The organism is Nioella aestuarii (genome assembly GCF_050896395.1).
GTDB lineage: Bacteria > Pseudomonadota > Alphaproteobacteria > Rhodobacterales > Rhodobacteraceae > Nioella > Nioella aestuarii.
Genome location: NZ_JBPBBA010000025.1, coordinates 21032 through 38782, shown reverse-complemented (window position 1 = coordinate 38782; position 17751 = coordinate 21032). Strand labels below are relative to the sequence as shown.

The 17751-nt window shown below is 60.8% G+C and carries 18 protein-coding genes; 4 read left to right on the top strand and 14 right to left on the bottom strand.

Going from position 1 to position 17751, the window contains the following annotated elements; translation table 11 throughout:
* Positions 1-99 precede the first annotated feature (99 nt).
* Positions 100-720 carry a class I SAM-dependent DNA methyltransferase gene (locus ACROHD_RS14065; RefSeq protein WP_432678763.1) on the bottom strand — a complete coding sequence of 207 codons (621 nt, stop codon included), beginning with the start codon at positions 718-720 and terminating at the stop codon, positions 100-102.
* Between the two features lie 111 nt (positions 721-831).
* Here ACROHD_RS14065 and ACROHD_RS14060 point away from each other — a divergent pair, with 111 nt between their 5' ends.
* The 4 genes from ACROHD_RS14060 to ACROHD_RS14045 all read left to right on the top strand — a co-directional run bounded on the left by ACROHD_RS14060 (position 832) and on the right by ACROHD_RS14045 (position 6194).
* Positions 832-2226 carry a 1-acyl-sn-glycerol-3-phosphate acyltransferase gene (locus tag ACROHD_RS14060; RefSeq protein ID WP_432678762.1) on the top strand — a complete coding sequence of 465 codons (1395 nt, stop codon included), beginning with the start codon at positions 832-834 and terminating at the stop codon, positions 2224-2226.
* 112 nt (positions 2227-2338) lie between these two features.
* Positions 2339-3631 carry a crotonyl-CoA carboxylase/reductase gene (gene ccrA, locus ACROHD_RS14055; RefSeq protein ID WP_416936565.1) on the top strand — a complete coding sequence of 431 codons (1293 nt, stop codon included), beginning with the start codon at positions 2339-2341 and terminating at the stop codon, positions 3629-3631.
* A 299-nt stretch (positions 3632-3930) separates the two neighbouring features.
* Complete coding sequence (locus ACROHD_RS14050; protein WP_432678761.1) at positions 3931-5460, top strand: ATP-dependent DNA helicase; 1530 nt, start codon at positions 3931-3933, stop codon at positions 5458-5460.
* Positions 5457-6194 (top strand): SDR family oxidoreductase, encoded by a 738-nt coding sequence (locus ACROHD_RS14045; RefSeq protein WP_432678760.1) that lies wholly within the window; start codon positions 5457-5459, stop codon positions 6192-6194. Before ACROHD_RS14050 ends, ACROHD_RS14045 begins: the two co-directional genes overlap by 4 nt.
* 39 nt (positions 6195-6233) lie before the next feature.
* On the opposite strand, the gene ACROHD_RS14040 is transcribed toward ACROHD_RS14045, so the two are convergent.
* The 13 genes from ACROHD_RS14040 to ACROHD_RS13980 form a co-directional block, all read right to left on the bottom strand.
* Positions 6234-6836, bottom strand: a complete 603-nt coding sequence (locus tag ACROHD_RS14040) for a pyridoxamine 5'-phosphate oxidase family protein (protein WP_432678759.1) — start codon at positions 6834-6836, stop codon at positions 6234-6236.
* 25 nt (positions 6837-6861) lie between these two features.
* Positions 6862-7626 (bottom strand): TIGR02186 family protein, encoded by a 765-nt coding sequence (locus ACROHD_RS14035; RefSeq protein ID WP_432678758.1) that lies wholly within the window; start codon positions 7624-7626, stop codon positions 6862-6864.
* The gene (locus ACROHD_RS14030; RefSeq protein WP_432678757.1) at positions 7623-8546 is read right to left on the bottom strand and encodes a sulfite exporter TauE/SafE family protein; all 924 of its coding nucleotides are present in this window, start codon (positions 8544-8546) and stop codon (positions 7623-7625) included. Before ACROHD_RS14030 ends, ACROHD_RS14035 begins: the two co-directional genes overlap by 4 nt.
* 166 nt (positions 8547-8712) lie before the next feature.
* Entirely contained in the window at positions 8713-9633 is a 921-nt protein-coding gene (locus ACROHD_RS14025; protein ID WP_432678756.1) for a sulfite exporter TauE/SafE family protein, read from the bottom strand.
* A 111-nt stretch (positions 9634-9744) separates the two neighbouring features.
* The gene (locus tag ACROHD_RS14020; RefSeq protein ID WP_432678755.1) at positions 9745-10545 is read right to left on the bottom strand and encodes a purine-nucleoside phosphorylase; all 801 of its coding nucleotides are present in this window, start codon (positions 10543-10545) and stop codon (positions 9745-9747) included.
* An 84-nt stretch (positions 10546-10629) separates the two neighbouring features.
* The gene (locus ACROHD_RS14015) at positions 10630-11595 is read right to left on the bottom strand and encodes an ABC transporter permease (RefSeq protein ID WP_432678754.1); all 966 of its coding nucleotides are present in this window, start codon (positions 11593-11595) and stop codon (positions 10630-10632) included.
* A gap of 3 nt (positions 11596-11598) precedes the next feature.
* Positions 11599-12687, bottom strand: a complete 1089-nt coding sequence (locus ACROHD_RS14010; protein WP_432678752.1) for an ABC transporter permease — start codon at positions 12685-12687, stop codon at positions 11599-11601.
* Positions 12687-14231, bottom strand: coding sequence for an ABC transporter ATP-binding protein (locus ACROHD_RS14005; RefSeq protein WP_432678751.1), 1545 nt, complete (start codon positions 14229-14231; stop codon positions 12687-12689). Before ACROHD_RS14005 ends, ACROHD_RS14010 begins: the two co-directional genes overlap by 1 nt.
* A gap of 165 nt (positions 14232-14396) precedes the next feature.
* A complete protein-coding gene (locus tag ACROHD_RS14000; RefSeq protein WP_432678750.1) occupies positions 14397-15389 on the bottom strand; it encodes a BMP family lipoprotein in 993 nt (330 codons plus the stop codon).
* 124 nt (positions 15390-15513) lie between these two features.
* Positions 15514-15939 carry a GNAT family N-acetyltransferase gene (locus tag ACROHD_RS13995; RefSeq protein WP_432678749.1) on the bottom strand — a complete coding sequence of 142 codons (426 nt, stop codon included), beginning with the start codon at positions 15937-15939 and terminating at the stop codon, positions 15514-15516.
* Positions 15936-16589 (bottom strand): tRNA (adenosine(37)-N6)-threonylcarbamoyltransferase complex dimerization subunit type 1 TsaB, encoded by a 654-nt coding sequence (tsaB, locus tag ACROHD_RS13990; protein WP_432678748.1) that lies wholly within the window; start codon positions 16587-16589, stop codon positions 15936-15938. The genes ACROHD_RS13995 and tsaB overlap by 4 nt, the downstream gene beginning before the upstream one ends.
* Positions 16579-17139, bottom strand: coding sequence for a NifU family protein (locus ACROHD_RS13985; protein WP_432678747.1), 561 nt, complete (start codon positions 17137-17139; stop codon positions 16579-16581). The genes tsaB and ACROHD_RS13985 overlap by 11 nt, the downstream gene beginning before the upstream one ends.
* Positions 17140-17220: 81 nt before the next feature.
* Entirely contained in the window at positions 17221-17676 is a 456-nt protein-coding gene (locus ACROHD_RS13980) for a universal stress protein (RefSeq protein WP_432678745.1), read from the bottom strand.
* Positions 17677-17751: the final 75 nt, after the last annotated feature.

Below are 17751 nucleotides of genomic sequence, written 5' to 3'. Positions count from 1 at the left end.
GGACGGGTATATCGGGAATTTTAATGCGCCGTCAACTCGCTGCATCGCGGCGAGACCGGAAAAGATGCTGCGCTGCTATTCTGCACCTGCACTGGCGGATCAGAGACGGTGGAACTCCATGATCAGCCCGTGCTGATCGCCATGGGCGTCGTCGGCCTTGTCGTAAATCCTGAAGTCATGAAACCGGATCGGCGTGATCTGCCCGTCAGCCACCAACTGAGCAAGTGCGGACCCAAAGCCGGCGCTGTCATAGACCGATGGGATCACGGTGCAGATGAACAGCGCACCCGGCCGAGCAATGCGCATCAGCTCTGGCAGGCAGACGGGGCCGACATGACCATGGGTGAACGTGCCCGAGGACACGATGCCGCCATAGCTGGCGGTTTCGATATCCAGTGGCCCGGTCAGGTCTGCAGTGATGAGGTTTCTGTAGACGCCTTTGCGCCCTGCAACGGCCAACATGTCGGGCGACAGATCCAGCGCGTCGATTGTGACGCCAGTCAGTTCAGCACCGATTAACCCGGTGCCCGCCCCAACATCCAGAACCGGTTCATTTCCCTCAGCTGCCGCAAGAAACCGGCGCGCAACCTCGCCGGGTGAACGATAGCCACGATCCTCGGCAAAGGTCTGGTCATAGCTTTCCGCCCATTCCTTGTAGAATTCGCGGGTTTCGTCCTTGCCACCAAGCGCATAGGCGCTGTCGAGATCCGGTTTGGGCATGGGGTCTCCTTTCAGGGCAGTGTAGCCGGGAATCCCCGGCGGCGGTCAAGGCCGTATCCCCGCTGCGGTCTTGGATTGAAGCGCCTCGCGTTTCCTGCCACCGTTCCCCGGATGACCAATATGATCCAAGTTCCGGCATGGTTGCTGATTCTGGTGCTGCTTTTTGCGGCGGTCACGGCGTTGGATCGGGTTCTGATGCCATCTGTTCGCTGGTATCTGCGCCGTCGCCTGGAACGGGCTGTCGAGCGATTGAACCAGCGGCTGACCTATCCGATCCAGCCGTTCAAACTGGCCCGCCGTCGCGACACCATTCTGCGGCTGCGATATGATCCTGAGGTTGCACAGGCGGTTCTGGATTTCGCGCGCGAACGCGGCATTCGAGAAGACGTGGCCGCGCAGACCGCCGAACGCTATGCGCGAGAGATAGTGCCGTCATTCTCCGCCTTTACCTATTTCGCCTTTGCCATCCGCGCCGCGCGCTTCCTGTCCCGTTCACTTTACAAAGTGCGGGTTGGGGCCGCGAACGCAGCTGCGCTGGAGGGGATAGGCAAGGATAAGACTGTGATCTTCGTGATGAACCACCGTTCGAACATGGATTACGTGTTGGTCACATGGCTTGCTGCCGAACGCTCGGCGCTGGCCTATGCCGTGGGCGAATGGGCGCGGGTCTGGCCCTTGCAGCCGCTCATCAAGTCGCTTGGCGGCTACTTCATCCGCCGCCGCCACAACAACCCGCTCTATCGCAAAGTGCTGGCGCGCTACGTGCAGATGGCGACCGAAGCGGGCGTGACGCAGGCGGTTTTCCCCGAAGGTGGGCTGACCAGAACGGGCGCGCTGCGCGAACCGAAACTGGGGCTTCTGTCGTACATCATCGACGGGTTCAAACCGGGACACAGCCGCGATGTTGTCTTCGTTCCTGTTGCCATCAACTACGACCGGGTGATGGAGGATCGCAATCTGATCCATGCCGAGGGCGGGCGCGGATTCCGGTTCTCACTGAAACCCATCTTTCGCTATCTGCGGCTTCTGGTCTGGCAGAAACTGACCCGGCAGGCCACGCGTTTCGGCATGGCCGCGGTCAGCTTTGGGGTGCCAGTCAGCTTGTCCGAGTTCATGGCCGAACATGACAGCCAGGCCGATCTGCTGGGGCAGGACCTGATGGCCCGGATCGGCAGCGTCATGCCGGTAGTGCCCTTCCCGGTCATCGCCCATGCTATGGCATCGGGCATTCGCAGCCAGGAAGCGCTTCTATCGGCAATTCAGGACCGGTTCGAGCGCGCCTTGGCTGCAGGGGCACCCGTCTTCCTGCCTAAACGCGATCTGCCCTACACGATCGAGGCCGCTCTCAAGACCCTGGATGGGCGTCGAATTCTGCAGATGCAGGGTGATTCTTTTACCCTGACCGAAGAGGGTGAGCGCCTTGTGGCCTTCTATGCACGGTCTGTGAGCCCGATTTTGGGGGATTTTCCAGGTGAAATCCTTCCACAAAAATCCTCCGCGACATAATATTTCACAAACACCCCAATTTCGGGTTGCATAGTTGCGCGGGCCTTATTAGGACTTTCTGCAGGAGCACGGAATGATTCCGCGCCGCAGAAACTTGACCCTGGAGGAGCTGATGGCATTGGACAGCAACCCCGCGATCGCAAGCTACGACGCGCCTGAGAAAGATCTTTATGAGTTGGGTGAAATCCCTCCGATGGGATATGTCCCCAAGAAAATGTATGCTTGGGCAATCCGCAAGGAACGGCAAGGCGAGCCCGCGACCGCGATGCAGGTTGAAGTGGTCGATGTGCCCCAGTTGGACAGCCACGAAGTGCTGGTTCTGGTTATGGCCGCAGGGGTCAACTACAATGGGGTCTGGGCGTCGCTTGGTGTGCCGATCAGCATGTTCGACGTGCACAAGCAGCCCTATCATATCGCGGGCTCTGACGCGTCGGGCATTGTCTGGGCTGTTGGCGACAAGGTCACGCGCTGGAAGGTTGGCGACGAAGTTGTGATCCATTGCAACCAGGACGATGGCGACGACGAGCACTGCAACGGTGGCGATCCGATGTATTCGCCCTCGCAGCGGATCTGGGGCTATGAAACCCCTGACGGCTCTTTCGCGCAGTTCACAAACGTGCAGGCGCAGCAGCTGATGCCGCGGCCCAAGCACCTGACCTGGGAAGAAAGCGCCTGCTACACGCTGACACTGGCAACCGCCTACCGGATGCTCTTTGGCCACGAGCCGCATGACCTCAAGCCCGGCCAGAATGTGCTGGTCTGGGGGGCCTCGGGCGGCCTTGGTTCCTACGCGATCCAGCTGATCAACACGGCAGGGGCCAACGCGATCGGCGTGATCTCGGACGAAAGCAAGCGCGATTTCGTGATGAATCTGGGTGCCAAGGGCGTAATCAACCGCCGCGATTTCAAGTGTTGGGGACAATTGCCCACCGTGAACACGCCGGAATATGCCGAGTGGTTCAAGGAAGCCCGCAAGTTCGGAAAGGCGATCTGGGACATCACCGGCAAGGGCGTCAACGTGGACATGGTCTTCGAACATCCCGGCGAAAGCACCTTCCCGGTCTCTACCTTCGTGGTGAAGAAAGGCGGCATGGTCGTGATCTGTGCCGGCACGACGGGCTATAACCTGACCTTCGATGTGCGCTACATGTGGATGCACCAAAAGCGCCTGCAGGGCAGCCATTTCGCCCATCTCAAGCAGGCGATGGCCGCGAACCAGCTTATGGTGGAGCGCCGCCTCGACCCCTGCATGTCAGAGGTCTTCCCCTGGGCGGAACTGCCCGACGCGCATATGAAGATGCTGCGCAACGAGCATAAGCCCGGCAACATGTCGGTGCTGGTTCAGGCCCCGCGCACCGGGTTGACCACGCTCGAAGATGTGCTGGAGGCTGGTCCCACCGTGTAAACGGACGCGACGCTCTGGCAAAGCCGCCCCGGGGAGGAGGAGCCCTGGGGCGGTTTTCTTTTGGGGACCGGGATTGCGCTCGCTGACGCGATCACCCGGGGGGCGGGCCTCGTCAAGCCCCTGCGGGGCCCTCCTCGGCCCGCGTTGCCACGGGATATCGGCGGGTGCGGCGCGCAATGGGAGGCCGACGCGACTTCGGCACGGTCGGGATGCCTCCAGCGGGAGTATTTGGGCCAAGAAGAAGGGGAGGGGCGGTTTTGCCGTGGTGCCCGGGAACGGCTTTGCCTAGGGTGCGGAGCATGTCCGCGCAGAGCATCACATATTCCGAAGACCAGGCCGCCGCCTATGACCGATTGACCGAGGTTTTGCGGTCTATGGGGGTGGATCTTGATGCCGAGACGCTGCTGCCCGTCGCCGAAGGCAAAGCACAGGTCATGGCGGTGATCGGCAAGGCCGGCAGCGGCAAGACCATGCTGCTGGCAGAGCTGGTGAAGGCGCTGGAGGCGGCGGGTGTGGACCTTGTGTCCGGGGACTGGGAAGGCAAGCGGCGCAGGGACCGGCGGACGCTGGCGGTGCTGGCCCCCACCAACAAGGCGGCTTCGGTGCTGCGGCGGCGGGGTGTGCCCGCGACCACCATTCACCGCATTCTCTATACTCCCGTTTATGACCCGGAATATGAAAAGGTTGCCGAGTGGCTGGCGGGGCAGGGCGAGCGACCGGATATCGAGGCGCTGACAGATGCGGCGCTTGACCGGGCCAAGGCTGTCTATGATGCCCATAAATCGGTGCCTGCGGCATTGGCAGCAGCTGGCTTGCGCGGGTCGGATTTCATCACCGGCTGGAAACGGCGCGAGGATCCGCTGGATATCGGGTTTGTCGACGAAAGCTCCATGCTCGATCAGAAGCAGTTCGATGATCTGAGAGAGATATTTCCGATGTTGGTCCTGTTTGGTGACCCGGCGCAGTTGGCGCCCGTGGGCCAATCGGGTGAGATGTCGTTTGACAAGTTGCCGGAACCCGCGCGGCTGACGCTTGGGCGCATTCACCGGCAGGAGGCGGACAATCCCATTCTCGACCTCGCCCATGCATTGAGCGATCCAAGCCTGGAGTTCCAGGATTTTGAACGGATGATCGAGGACGCCGCCCGCGGTGACCCGCGCGTTGTGGTGGCCCCGCGTGCTGACAGCGATCTGATGGCCCGCAGTCCGGTTCTGGTCTGGCGCAATGCCACGCGGATTAGGCTGATCCGCGCCTTTCGCTTGGCCCATGGCGCGCCGGAGGACGCCCTGTTGCCGGGCGAGCCGCTTGTTTGCGACGGGATCGAGCTGCCGGTGAAGCACCGAAAGAAGCGCATCGACCTGGAGGCGCGGGGACTGATCAAGGGGGCGCAGGTGGTCTATATGGGTCCCGGCCGAAAGCCCGGGTTCTCGCGGTTGCATGTAGTGGGGGCAGAGAGCCCTCAGTTATCGGCTGCCTCCATCGTCAAGATTGAAAAGCCAGACGAGGAAGAGCCGTTCATTCCCTATGCTGCGCGGATGGGGGCCACGTTTCTGCATGGGGCGGCGGTGACGATTCACAAGGCACAAGGCAGCCAGTGGCGCGATGTGCAGGTCTTCGCACCGGATATCTATGCCGCCAGCCGCACGGGCCGAATTGAGGCTGGTCAGGCCTTGTGGAAACGGCTGGCCTATGTTGCCATCACCCGCGCCGAAGAGCGGCTGATCTGGATCACGCGCTATATGCTGTCCAAGCCGCAGGAGGTTCTGGGGACAGACGATCTGGAGGTGCCGGTAGCACCCCTGACATTGGAAGCGGAGGACATGGGATGAGCAAGGTGATCGCGGTGACAGGAGCAAGTGCGGGCATCGGGCGTGCCGTCGCGGATCTGTTTCTGGACCGGGGGTGGACTGTGGCCTTGCTGGCGCGCCGGGCAGAGCCATTGGAGCTGTTGGCCAAGTCGCACCAGAACGCGTTGGCCTTGCCTTGCGATGTGACGGATGAGGCTGCGGTTGCCGAGGCTTTTGTCAAGATTGCCGAGCGTGCCGGGCGATTGGATGTTCTGTTCAACAATGCCGGATCCTTCGGGCCGTCGGGGCCGATTGACGAAATCAGCCTGGCCGATTGGCGCGCCGTTCTGGATGTGAACCTGACCGGTATGTTTTTGTGTGCGCGCGCGGCTTTCGGTCAGATGCGCCGGCAGGAGCCTGCAGGGGGGCGGATCATCAATAACGGGTCCATTTCCGCGCATGTGCCCCGGCCGGGATCGGTCTGTTACACCACCACCAAGCACGGGGTTAGCGGGCTGACCAAGACGCTCAATCTGGATGGGCGCGATTTGGGGATTTGTGCCGGTCAGCTTGATATTGGCAATGCCGCGACCGAGATGACCAAGGGGATTGCCCAGGGTGCGCGCCAGGCTGATGGCAGCATCAAGGCCGAAGCGGTGATGAATGCCGTCGATGTGGCAGAGGCAGTCTGGTACATGGCGAATTTGCCGCCCGAGGCCAATGTGCCGAGTTTGACGGTCATGGCCAACAAGATGCCATTCATCGGGCGGGGGTAGAGGGCAGGAGCCACCCATCGGGCAGCGACCCTTTGGCAGTCACCACATGCGTGTCTTGGCATATTCGGGATAGGTGGCGTCATCGGTTTCGCCGTCAAAATCCTGGTCCCGTTCCTTCACGAATTGCCCTGCCGTCGGCACTTTTTCGCTGTCATCGCCGCGAGTCCACAACCCCGAGCGCATGATCGCCTTGGCGCATTGGTAATACATTTCGTCCAGCGTGACCACGATCACCGATTTGGGGTGAATGCCTTTCCGGTCGAAGCTGGCGGTCACCTCGGTGTCAGCGGTCAGCACGGCGCGGCCGTTTACCCGCACCACGTTGTTTGACCCCGGCACCATGAACATCAGGCTGATCCGCCCGTCGCGCATGATATTGCGCAGCGTGTCGATGCGGTTATTGCCGCGCCAATCGGGCAGCCACAGGGTTTTGTCATCAACAATCCGCACCACCGGACCGTCATCGCCACGCGGGCTGCCATCGGCGCCTTCCGGCCCGACAGTGGACACAACCACGAAGCGCGCGGCCTCGATCCATTGCCGGTAACGTGGTGTCATCCGGTCTGTGACCTTGGTCAGCGAGGTTGGTACCGGGTCGCCATAGAGCGTCTCCAGATCTTCGACACGGTCAATGGTTTGCATTTACACTCCTGTGGGGGTGGGCCGATCAGCCCATTCGGATGTAACGGAACACGGCCGAGGCCAGCCAGCCAGCGGCGATGGCGATGGCCAGAGACAACAGCCCGTAGACCAGCGGCCGTTCATGGGCCAGCGTGTAGATCATCCGTTCCAGCCCAACTTTGCGCACTGTAATCGCGGTCTCGTAGGAGGAAACAACCTCACGACCGCGGGTCAGGAATATGCGCGCGGTGTAATCGCCCTCGACAAGATTGGCAGGCATCCGAAACGAGGTGTTGAAAAGAGTCTCATTGCGCAGGATCACGGCGCCCTCAAGCACCTGGTACAGATCTTCGCCCGTGCGAATACGGATCACCGCCTCGGTGAAGTCGCGCTGATGATACGTTTCGGTGCCGACGGCGCGGATCGCACGGGGAATGGAGATGCGGTGACGCAGATCCTCGGTATCGCTGATCACTTCGCGGAAGGGATTGGTGGTGGCGACCGCGTAAAAGGTGGGCGCGGCATCGACTTCTACCGCTTCGGTGTTCATCCAGATGCCATAGCGCCGATCCATCCGCCGCACCGTAACCGGGCGATCGGGGCCTTCGATGGTGATGATCACCTCCAGCGGATTGCCTTCGGGCACGGGCGTGTAGCGCTGGACCGCGCCGAAAATCAGGATCTCAGAGCCGTTGAAATTCGCGGTGATTGACACCTCGTTCTGGGACAGGCCAGCAACAACGGTTTCCTCCTGCGCGGTAGCAGCAAGCGGGGCCAGCAAAAGGGCCAATATCAGCAGGATCTGTTTCAATGCCCCGACGCAGCCCCCAATGTGAAGAGTTCCGACGGCTGCACCAGCAGGTCGAAGGCCAGTTTTCCACACACGCCAAGCACCATGATCGCCAGCAGGATGCGCAGTTGCTCTGCCTTCAGCTTAACGCCGATCCGCGCGCCGATCTGAGCACCGATCACACCACCGATCAGCAGTAGGACAGCGAGGATCATATCAACGGTAAAGTTCGTGGTGGCGTGTAGAAGGGTGGAAAATGCGGTTACGAAGATGATCTGAAAAAGCGATGTACCGACGACAACCTTGGTGGGCATGCCAAGGATATAGATCATCGCGGGTACCATGATGAACCCACCACCGACGCCCATGATCGCTGCCAGCACACCCACGCACAGACCAACCAGAAGCGGAGGAATTACAGACAGATACAGCCCCGAGGTGCGAAAGCGCATCTTGAATGGCAGCGCGTGGATCCAGCCGCGATGGTGGCGGCGCGGCGGCGGAGCACCCGCAGCAGCCTTGGAGCGGTAGATGGCGCGCAGGCTTTCGACAAACATCAGCGCGCCGATGATGCCAAGGAAGACCACGTAACAAAGGCGAACAAGCAGATCGACCTGCCCAATGGCGCGGAGCGCGTTGAACACCTGCACCCCGAGAGCAGCCCCGATAAGGCCGCCGATCAATAAGACGACCCCCATTCGGAGATCCACCGTCTTTCGCTTGAAATGCGCCAGAACACCGGAAAAAGACGATGCAACGATCTGGTTTGCCTCGGTCGCAACGGCGACGGCGGGTGGTATCCCGATGAAGAACAGCAGCGGCGTCAGAAGAAAGCCACCGCCAACCCCGAACATGCCTGACAGGATCCCGACCATGCCGCCAAGCCCAAGCAGAAGGAAAGCGTTTACGCTGACTTCCGCAATGGGCAGGTAGATCTGCATGGTCTGACGTATGCCTCCTGAGGTTGTAGCTTCTCTTACTGCCCGGTTTGTTCATTGGCCAGACTGCAATCCGCCCCGCGGGGGTGCGACAGATCGGAACAGCAGGACACGGAATGTATAGTGAAACACCGGCCTCGTTCCGTCCAGTACCACCTTTGCGAATGGATCAGTCCAGGTCGCCGGAAATACCGTAAAGCTCACCGGGATGAATAACCAGTTCCAGCCCGATCTTGACGCTGACCGCCAACACCAGGACTGCCAGCAGAATGCGCAACTGTTCGGCCTTCAGCATGACGCCGATGCGTGCGCCCACTTGCGCACCAAGCACCCCGCCAAAGATCAGCAGAAGCGCCAGCACCATGTCCACGGAATGGCTGGTCAACGCATGCATCAGCGTGGTGAACGCCGTGACAAAGATGATCTGGAACAGAGAGGTGCCAATCACCACCTTGGTGGGCATCCCGAGTATGTAGATCATCGCAGGGACCATGATAAAACCGCCGCCCACGCCCATGATCGCCGACAGGATGCCAACTGCACCGCCAACCAACAGTGGCGGCAGTGCCGAGATATACAGCCCCGAAGTGCGAAAGCGCATCTTGAGGGGCATTGTGTGAACCCAGTTTCGCTGGCGTCGCTTTATGGGGGCGCGATCACCCGCGCGTTTTGAGGCGCGGATGGCGTTCAGGCTTTCGACGAACATCATCGCGCCGATGGCCCCAAGGAAGACGACATAGCAAAGCCGGACCAACAGATCGACCTGTCCGACCGCGCGCAACGCAGCAAAGACCTGCACACCGAAAGCAGACCCCAAAAGCCCGCCTGCCAGCAGAACCGAGCCCATCTTGATATCGACCGTGCGACGCTGAAAATGGCTGATCACGCCGGAAATTGAAGAGGCAACGATCTGGTTGGCAGATGTCGCGACGGCAACCACCGGAGGGATGCCAGCAAGGAACAGCAGCGGAGTGATCAGAAAGCCTCCGCCAACGCCGAACATGCCCGACAGCACGCCGACCAGGCCGCCGATGCCAAGCAGCATAAAGGCGTTGACGCTGACCTCGGCAATGGGAAGGTAAATCTGCATGGAACTCGGGCAGGGTGGACAGGGCGCGATTTTTTTCCCTTACGCCTGTGACAGGACGGTGGCCACCTCTTGCAGGGGGGATCAACCTGCGACAGATCGGAACAGTTGCGCTTAGCCCTGTCTCAGATAATGGCGCAGGATCTTTTCCAACTTGGCTGCGCCAAGCGGTGCCATGGCCTTGGTGTGTTCATGGCTGATCGCTTCATCGCTCAGACCGGCTGCCATATTGGTGACGGTCGAAATCGCGGCGGCGCGAAGGCCAAGGAACCGCGCGAGAATCACCTCGGGCACGGTGGACATTCCCACGGCATCGGCCCCTAGGATGCGAATTGCGCGGATTTCGGCAGGGGTTTCGAATGATGGGCCGGAATACCAGGCATAGACCCCTTCTGCGAGGTCGATACCTTCCGCCTCTGCCGATGTCTTCAACGCTGCGCGGATGGCAGGGTCATAGGCGTCCTTCATCGGCACAAAGCGGCGGTCGGAAGGTTCTCCGATCAGAGGGTTGAGGCCGGAAAAGTTGATATGGTCATTCAGCAGCATCAGGTCGCCGGGCTGGATGTCCGAGCGCATGGAACCCGCTGCATTGGTGACAATCAGCGTTTCTGCCCCGAGGGCTTTCAGCACCTCCAGCGGCAGGCGCATCGCATCGCCTCGCCCGCTTTCGTAATAATGAGCGCGGCCGCCGAATACGGCGACGCGGGTGCCTTCGAGATCACCGATCACCAGCTTGGGATTGTGGCCCGAGACACCTGCATGGGGAAATCCGGGAAGGTCGGAATAGTCTATCGCGACACCGTCAACGGCTTCGGCCAGATGCCCCAGGCCGGAACCGAGTATGAGTCCGAGAGACACGGGTTCAGACCCGGCGCGGGACCGGATCAGATCAACAAGCGCTGTATGGTCAGACATGGGCGTTGGCCTTTCAACAAGCGCGGGGAAAGGATTTTGCAAAATCCTTCCGGGTCGCACCGCTGGCGGTGCGACCCGATATCCTCAGCGTTCCTTCACATAGGGTTCCCCGCCTGCACGCGGCGGGATGGCCTTCCCGACGAAGCCGGCCAGGATCACGACGGTCAGAATATAGGGCAAGGCCTGCATGAACTGCACTGGCACACTGATCCCCAGAACCTCGATGTTCTGGAACAGGCTTCCCGTCGCATCCAGCAGACCAAAGAGCAGGCACGCCATCAGCGCATACCAGGGCCGCCATTTTGAAAAGATCAGCGCCGCCAGTGCGATGAAGCCACGCCCCGCGCTCATATCCCGCACGAAGCCAGCCGACAGGCTGGTCGATAGATACGCTCCGGCGATGCCACAGAGCACGCCGCAGATCAGCACTGCCGAGAACCGCAGCCGCACGACCGAGATGCCGGCTGTGTCCACCGCCGCCGGGTTTTCCCCAACAGCACGCAGGCGCAGGCCGAACCGGGTGCGATACAGCAGCCACCATGTCAGCGGCACGATCAGGAAGGCCGCGTAGACCAGGATTGAATGACCTGAGATCAGATCGTGATAGATCGGTCCGATGAACGGCACGCCTTGCAGCTGTTCCGCAAAAGGCAGGGTGATGTTTTGGAACCGGCCTGAGTTTTCCAGCTGTGGCGTACGCCCGCCAAGCGAGAACCAGCTGTCACTGACCACCACGGTCATGCCTGCGGCAAGGAAGTTGATCGCCACGCCTGAAATCAGCTGGTTGCCCCGGAAAGTGATCGACGCCACCCCGTGCAACAAAGCAAACACCATCGACGACGCGACACCCGCCAAGAGGCCAAGCCAGACATTTCCGGTGGAAAACGCAACCGAGGCCGAGAAGAAGGCCGAGATCAGGATCTTGCCCTCAAGGCCGATGTCAAAAATCCCCGCCCGTTCGGAATAGAGCCCGGCCAGACAGGCCAGCAGCAGCGGCGTGGCCAGGCGGATAGAGCTGTCGAGAAGCTGGATGAGAGTTGCGAAATCCATGGCTCAGCTCCCTTTCCGCATGGCAAGGAACATGCGTTCCACAGGCATGCGCACCATATTGTCCAGGGCGCCCGTGAACAGGATCACAAGCGCCTGAATGACCAGCAGCATTTCTCGGCTGACCGATGGCATCTCGAACTCCAGCTCCGCCCCGCCCTGGTAGAGCATCCCGAAAAGCAGCGCAGCCAGGAACACGCCTACGGGGTGCGACCGGCCCATTAGGGCCACCGCGATGCCTACGAAACCCGCACCCTGAACCGGGTCGATGACCAGGCGCTCGGCTTCCCCCATCACGGCATTGATTGCCATCAGGCCCGACAACCCGCCAGAAATCAGCATCGAGATCATGATGATCCGCACCGGGTTGATCCCGGCATAAACCGCGGCAGTTTGTGAATGGCCGTAGGCGCGGATTTCATATCCGAGCCGGGTTTTCCAGATCAAAGCCCAGACTGCAACGCAGGCCACCAGGGCCACAAGGAAAGACACATTCAGGGGCGTGGACCGGCTGAAACCCAACCAAGGTGCAATGTCATAGGCATTGGGCAGATGCGTTGCCTCTGCAAAACGTGCGGTTTCGGGCGCCATGGACCCCGGCACCCGGAAGACGTTGACCAAGAGATAGACCAAAAGCGCAGATGCGATGAAGTTGAACATGATCGTGGTGATCACGATATGGCTGCCGCGCTTGGCCTGCAGATAGGCAGGGATCGCAGCCCATGCCGCGCCGAAAGCCGCCGCGCCCGCGATGGCACCAAGAAGTGCCAGGGACCAGTGCGGCCAGGGAATGGTCAGGCAAACAACGGCCACGCCAAGCCCGCCAAGTGCGGCCTGACCCTCGCCACCGATATTGAACATGCGCGCATGGAACGCCACGGCCACGGCCAACCCGGTAAAGATGAAGTTGGTGGCATAATACAGCGTGTAGCCCCAGCCATAGGCCGTCCCGACCGAGCCCCGCACCATGATGGCCATCGCCTCGAGCGGACTTTCCCCGATGTACAAAACCACCAGCCCCGAAACGAAAAGCGCCAGCATCAGGTTGATGAAAGGGATTAGGGCGAGATCCGCCCATTTCGGCATCTTATCCATTATGCGGCCCCCTTGGTCACACCGGCCATCAAGAGGCCCAATTCACCTTCGTTGGTTTCCGAGGGCAGGCGTTCGCCCATGATCTTGCCATCGAACATGACGGCAATGCGATCCGACAGTGACATGATTTCATCAAGCTCGACCGACACCAGCAGGATTGCCTTGCCCTGATCGCGCAATGCGATGATCTGCTTGTGGATGAACTCGATCGCGCCGATGTCGACGCCCCGCGTCGGCTGCCCGATCAGCAGAAGGTCTGGATTGCGCTCGATCTCGCGCGCGACGACGATTTTTTGCTGGTTGCCGCCAGAGAAATTCTTGGCCTCGAGAAACGGATTGGGTGGGCGCACGTCGAAGCGTTCCATCTTTTCGGCGGTGTCCTGCTTCAACGCTGCATTGTCCATGAACAACCGGTTCTTCTGGTATTTCGGATCGTGGTGATATCCGAAGCCGACGTTTTCCCAGGCCATGAAGGGCATGATCAGGCCCTCTTTCTGACGGTCCTCTGGCACATGGGCGATGCCACGGTCCCGGCGGCTTTGCCCATCCGAGGCCGTTCCGGTCAGGTCGATCTGCTGTCCTTTGACCGTGATCGTGCCGCCCGCAGCCGGGATCATTCCGCCCAGAACTTCCAGCAATTCCGACTGCCCATTTCCAGCAACGCCCGCGATGCCAAGGATTTCGCCCGCCCGAATTTGCAGCGATACGCCCTTCAAGCGTTCGACTTTCTGGTCGTCATTCACCCGAAGATCGGCCACGTCCAGTACCACTTCACCCGGATTGGCAGCTGCCTTGTCGACTCGTAGCAGAACCTTACGGCCCACCATCAGTTCGGCCAGTTGTTCGGGGCTTGTCTCGGCGGTTTGTACGGTTGCCGTCATCTCACCCCGGCGCATCACCGACACGGTGTCGGTCACTTCCATGATCTCCCGCAGCTTGTGGGTGATCAGGATGATCGTCTTTCCCTGTTCCTTCAGCCCATTGAGGATGCGGAACAGATGGTCGGCCTCGGCAGGGGTCAGAACACCGGTTGGCTCATCGAGGATCAGGATATCGGCGTGCCGATAAAGCTGCTTCAGAATCTCTACCCGTTGCTGATGGCCGACCGAGATTTCCTCGATCACCGAATCCGGGTCCACATGCAGTTCGTATTCGTCAGACAGTTCCTTCAGAATGCGCCGCGCCTTGGTGATCGAGGGCTGCAGCAATGCGCCATCTTCGGCTCCGAGAATCACATTCTCGACCACCGTGAAATTCTCAACCAGCTTGAAATGCTGGTGGACCATGCCGATGCCCGCACGAATCGCGGCCTGGCTGTCGGGGATCAGGGTGGGTTGTCCGTTGATTATGATTTCCCCGGCATCGGCCTTGTAGAACCCATAGAGGATCGACATCAGGGTCGATTTCCCCGCACCGTTTTCACCGACAATCCCGTGGATCGTGCCTTTGCGGACATGCAGGGAGATGTCCTTGTTTGCCTGAACCGGGCCAAAGGCCTTGGAGATTCCACGCAGTTCAATGGCATAGGGTTCTGTGTCTGACATCGCGGCAGCCCGTCCCTGTTGTTGTCTTTTTTGAATCGCTGCGAAATGGCAGCGGAATTGGAGAACTGTGACCAAAGCGGGGACGTCTGTCCAGTCGGCTCCTCTGAAAAGAAGACGGGCCACCGGTTGGGGCGGCCCGTCTGGCTATGTCAGCCCGCTACCGTCTTATTCGACGGGGCACATGCCGTCTTCGGTGTAGTTATGAACCGTGATTTCTCCGGCGATGATGGCGGCACGAGCGGCGTCTACCTGTGCGATCATGTCTTCGGTGATCAGGTCAGCGTTGTGTTCGTCCAGCGCGTAGCCAACACCTTCTTCGGCCAGACCAAAGACGTGGATACCGGTTTCGATTTCATCGACCGGGGTCGAGAAGGCATCATAAACGGCAACGTCCACGCGCTTGAGCATCGAGGTCAGGACCGAACCGGGGTGCAGGTAGTTCTGGTTGCTGTCCACGCCGATCGAGAAGATGCCTTCGTCCTCGGCGGTTTGCAGAACACCAAGGCCGGTGCCGCCAGCGGCCGCGAAGACCACGTCGGCGCCCTGCGCCACCTGGGCGCGGGTCAGTTCACCGCCGCGCACCGGGTCGTTCCAGGCGGCGGGGGTGGTTCCGGTCATGTTCTGGATGATGGTCGCATCGGGGTTAACGGCGCGCACGCCCTGCGCATAGCCACAGCCGAAGCGGCTGATCAGCGGAATGTCCATACCGCCCACGAAGCCGACAGTGCCGGATTCGGATGCCAGACCTGCCAGCATACCAACGAGGTACGAGCCTTCGTGTTCAGAGAAGATCACAGACCGCACATTCGGCGCATCGACCACACCGTCGATGATCACGAAGGTGGTGTCGGGATAGTCAGGGGCCACAACTTCCAGCGAAGACGCTTGGCTGAAGCCCGCCATCACGATGGGGTTGGCGCCCGCCTCGGCCAGACGACGCATCGCCTGTTCACGCTGCGCGTCGGACTGAAGCTCGATCTCGCGATAGGAGCCGCCGGTTTCCTCGGCCCACTGTTCAGCACCGTTGAAGGCCGCTTCGTTGAACGAGCGGTCGAACTTGCCGCCGAGATCGAAGATGATGGCCGGATCGGCCAGTGCGCCGGTGGCGGTGATCGCAAGCGCTGCTGCGGCACCATAGAATGATTTGAAAAGAGTCATGTGTCTCTCCCGGTTGGATTATGGCGGGGCATTCTTTGGGTGATGCGCCCGTCCTGGAAAAAGGTCGAAAGTCCCTCGGTGAATAAGGGCAAAGCCCGCGCACGGGGTCAACCGTATTCTCGCGTCAACTGCCCGATGCCTGCAAGTTGCGCCCCATAAGAACGGCATCGCGTCGGGTTCCGTTAGGTAAGCGATAATAGTTCCGTCGCAGGCCCGTTTGGGTGAAACCGGTAGTTTCATAAAGCAAGATTGCGGGCAGATTGTCGGAGGCGACCTCTAGAAATAATTGTTCTGCACCCTTGGCCCTCGCCCGATCAAGTGCCCGTAGAAGAATCGCTTTGCCCCGGCCCTGACGGCGGAGAACGGGATCAACGGCGATGGTTAAAAGCTCTGCCTCCCCCGCGATGGTGCGGATCAGGCCAAAGCCACCGTCGTGTTCGATCAGGTCGCATAGCGGGTCGGATAGGAAGCTCGCCAGTTCTGCTTCGCTCCATGGTCGGGGGGTGGTGAAGCAGGCGGCGTGGATGCGGGCAAGCTCGGCCGGGGTCATGGCAGGATGACAAGCCCGGTGTCGCGGGCAGGGGCCGCGTCAGGGGTGCGGATGTAAAGCGGCGCGGGGCGGGGTTCAGGGCTTTGCCAGCGGGTGGCGGCGATGCGCGCGATGGCAGAGGCTGGGGCGTGGCTGGCGGGGGCATGGGCGGCACCAATCCGGTTGGCCACGTCTTCCGAGCGCTGCCCAATGCAGGTCAGGCCAGGCATTGCCCAGTCTGACAGGGTGTCGAAAGGCACCAAGGCAGGCCCCATGTGGTGATCCTCTGCAAATCGTTGCAGGTAAAGATGATCCCGCCGGGCGTCGAGACAGGCCAGAACTGGGCGTTCCGCTCCAAGCGCCAGCGCCTCCAGCCGCGACACGCCCACGGCGGGGATGCCGAGTGACAGGGCCAATCCCCGCGCGGCAGCGACCGAGATGCGGATGCCGGTGAAGTTGCCGGGACCGATACCGACGCCAATGGCAGACAGATCGGGCAAGGCGACACCGGCCTCTGTCAGCACTTCTTGCAGCAGCGGCATCAGTCGTTCCGCCTGACCCTTGGCCATCTCTTCCTGCCGTGCGGCAATCATCCGGTCGCCCGACAGCAAAGCGGCCGCGCAATGCGCGGCCGATGTGTCAAAGCCAAGGATCAGCGCGTCAGACGGCAACCGGACGCACCTCGATCACTTCGGGGATGTAATGGCGCAGCAGGTTCTCAATACCCATTTTCAGCGTCACGGTTGACGAGGGGCAGCCGGCACAAGCGCCCTGCATATGCAGATAGACGATGCCGCGATCAAAGCCATGGAAGGTGATGTCGCCACCATCCTGCGCCACGGCGGGCCGAACGCGGGTGTCCAGCAGTTCCTTGATCTGGCCGACGATCTCTGCATCTTCGCCGCTGTGTTCGGCATGGCCACCAGCCGCGCCGTCGCCGTCCATTACCGGCGCACCCGACTGGAAATGTTCCATGATCGCGCCCAGAATGGCGGGCTTCACATGGTCCCATTCCACATCGGCGGCCTTGGTCACGGTCACGAAATCGGTGCCCAGGAATACGCCTGCGACACCGGCCACACCAAAGATGCGCGAGGCCAAGGGCGAGCTGCCCGCGCTGTCAGCGGCGGGGAAATCGGCTGTGCCGCTTTCAAGCACCTGCAAACCGGGCAGGAATTTCAGCGTGGCGGGGTTCGGGGTGGATTCGGTCTGAATGAACATCATGCGCTCCTTCGCGGCTTACCCCCGATATGCGTTTCCTGACCGGGGAAGTCAAGAATTGGAATGGTTCTAATCTGCCGTTCAGGTGATCGCTTCCAGCTGCTCCTTGGACAGTTCTCCGGGCACGATGGTCATCGGGATCGGCAAGGTGCCTGCGTTTTTCGACAGCGCCGTGACAAGCGGTCCCGGCCCTTTGCGACCGGTGCCCGCCCCAAGCACGATCACACCGATCTCCCGGTCTTCATTGACCTGGCTCAGGATCTCGTCAATCGGTTCGCCTTCGCGGATCACCAGCTCCGGGTCGACGCCTTGTTTGTCGCGCATCCATTTGGCAAAAACATTGAAATGCGCCTCGATCCGTTCGCGTGCTTCGGCCCGCATGACCTCACCCACGCCGATCCAGTGATTGAACTCATCGGGTGGAATCACCGACAGAATCTGCACACCGCCGCCGGTATTGGCCGCCCGCATCGCCGCGAAACGCATGGCGTTCAGGCATTCGCGGGAATCATCGAGGATAACCAGAAACTTGCGCATGGACCTCTCCCATAGTCACCGCAGGCCATCATGACCGAGGTGAGACAGACAGGCAACAGAAGGTTTCACAAGCTG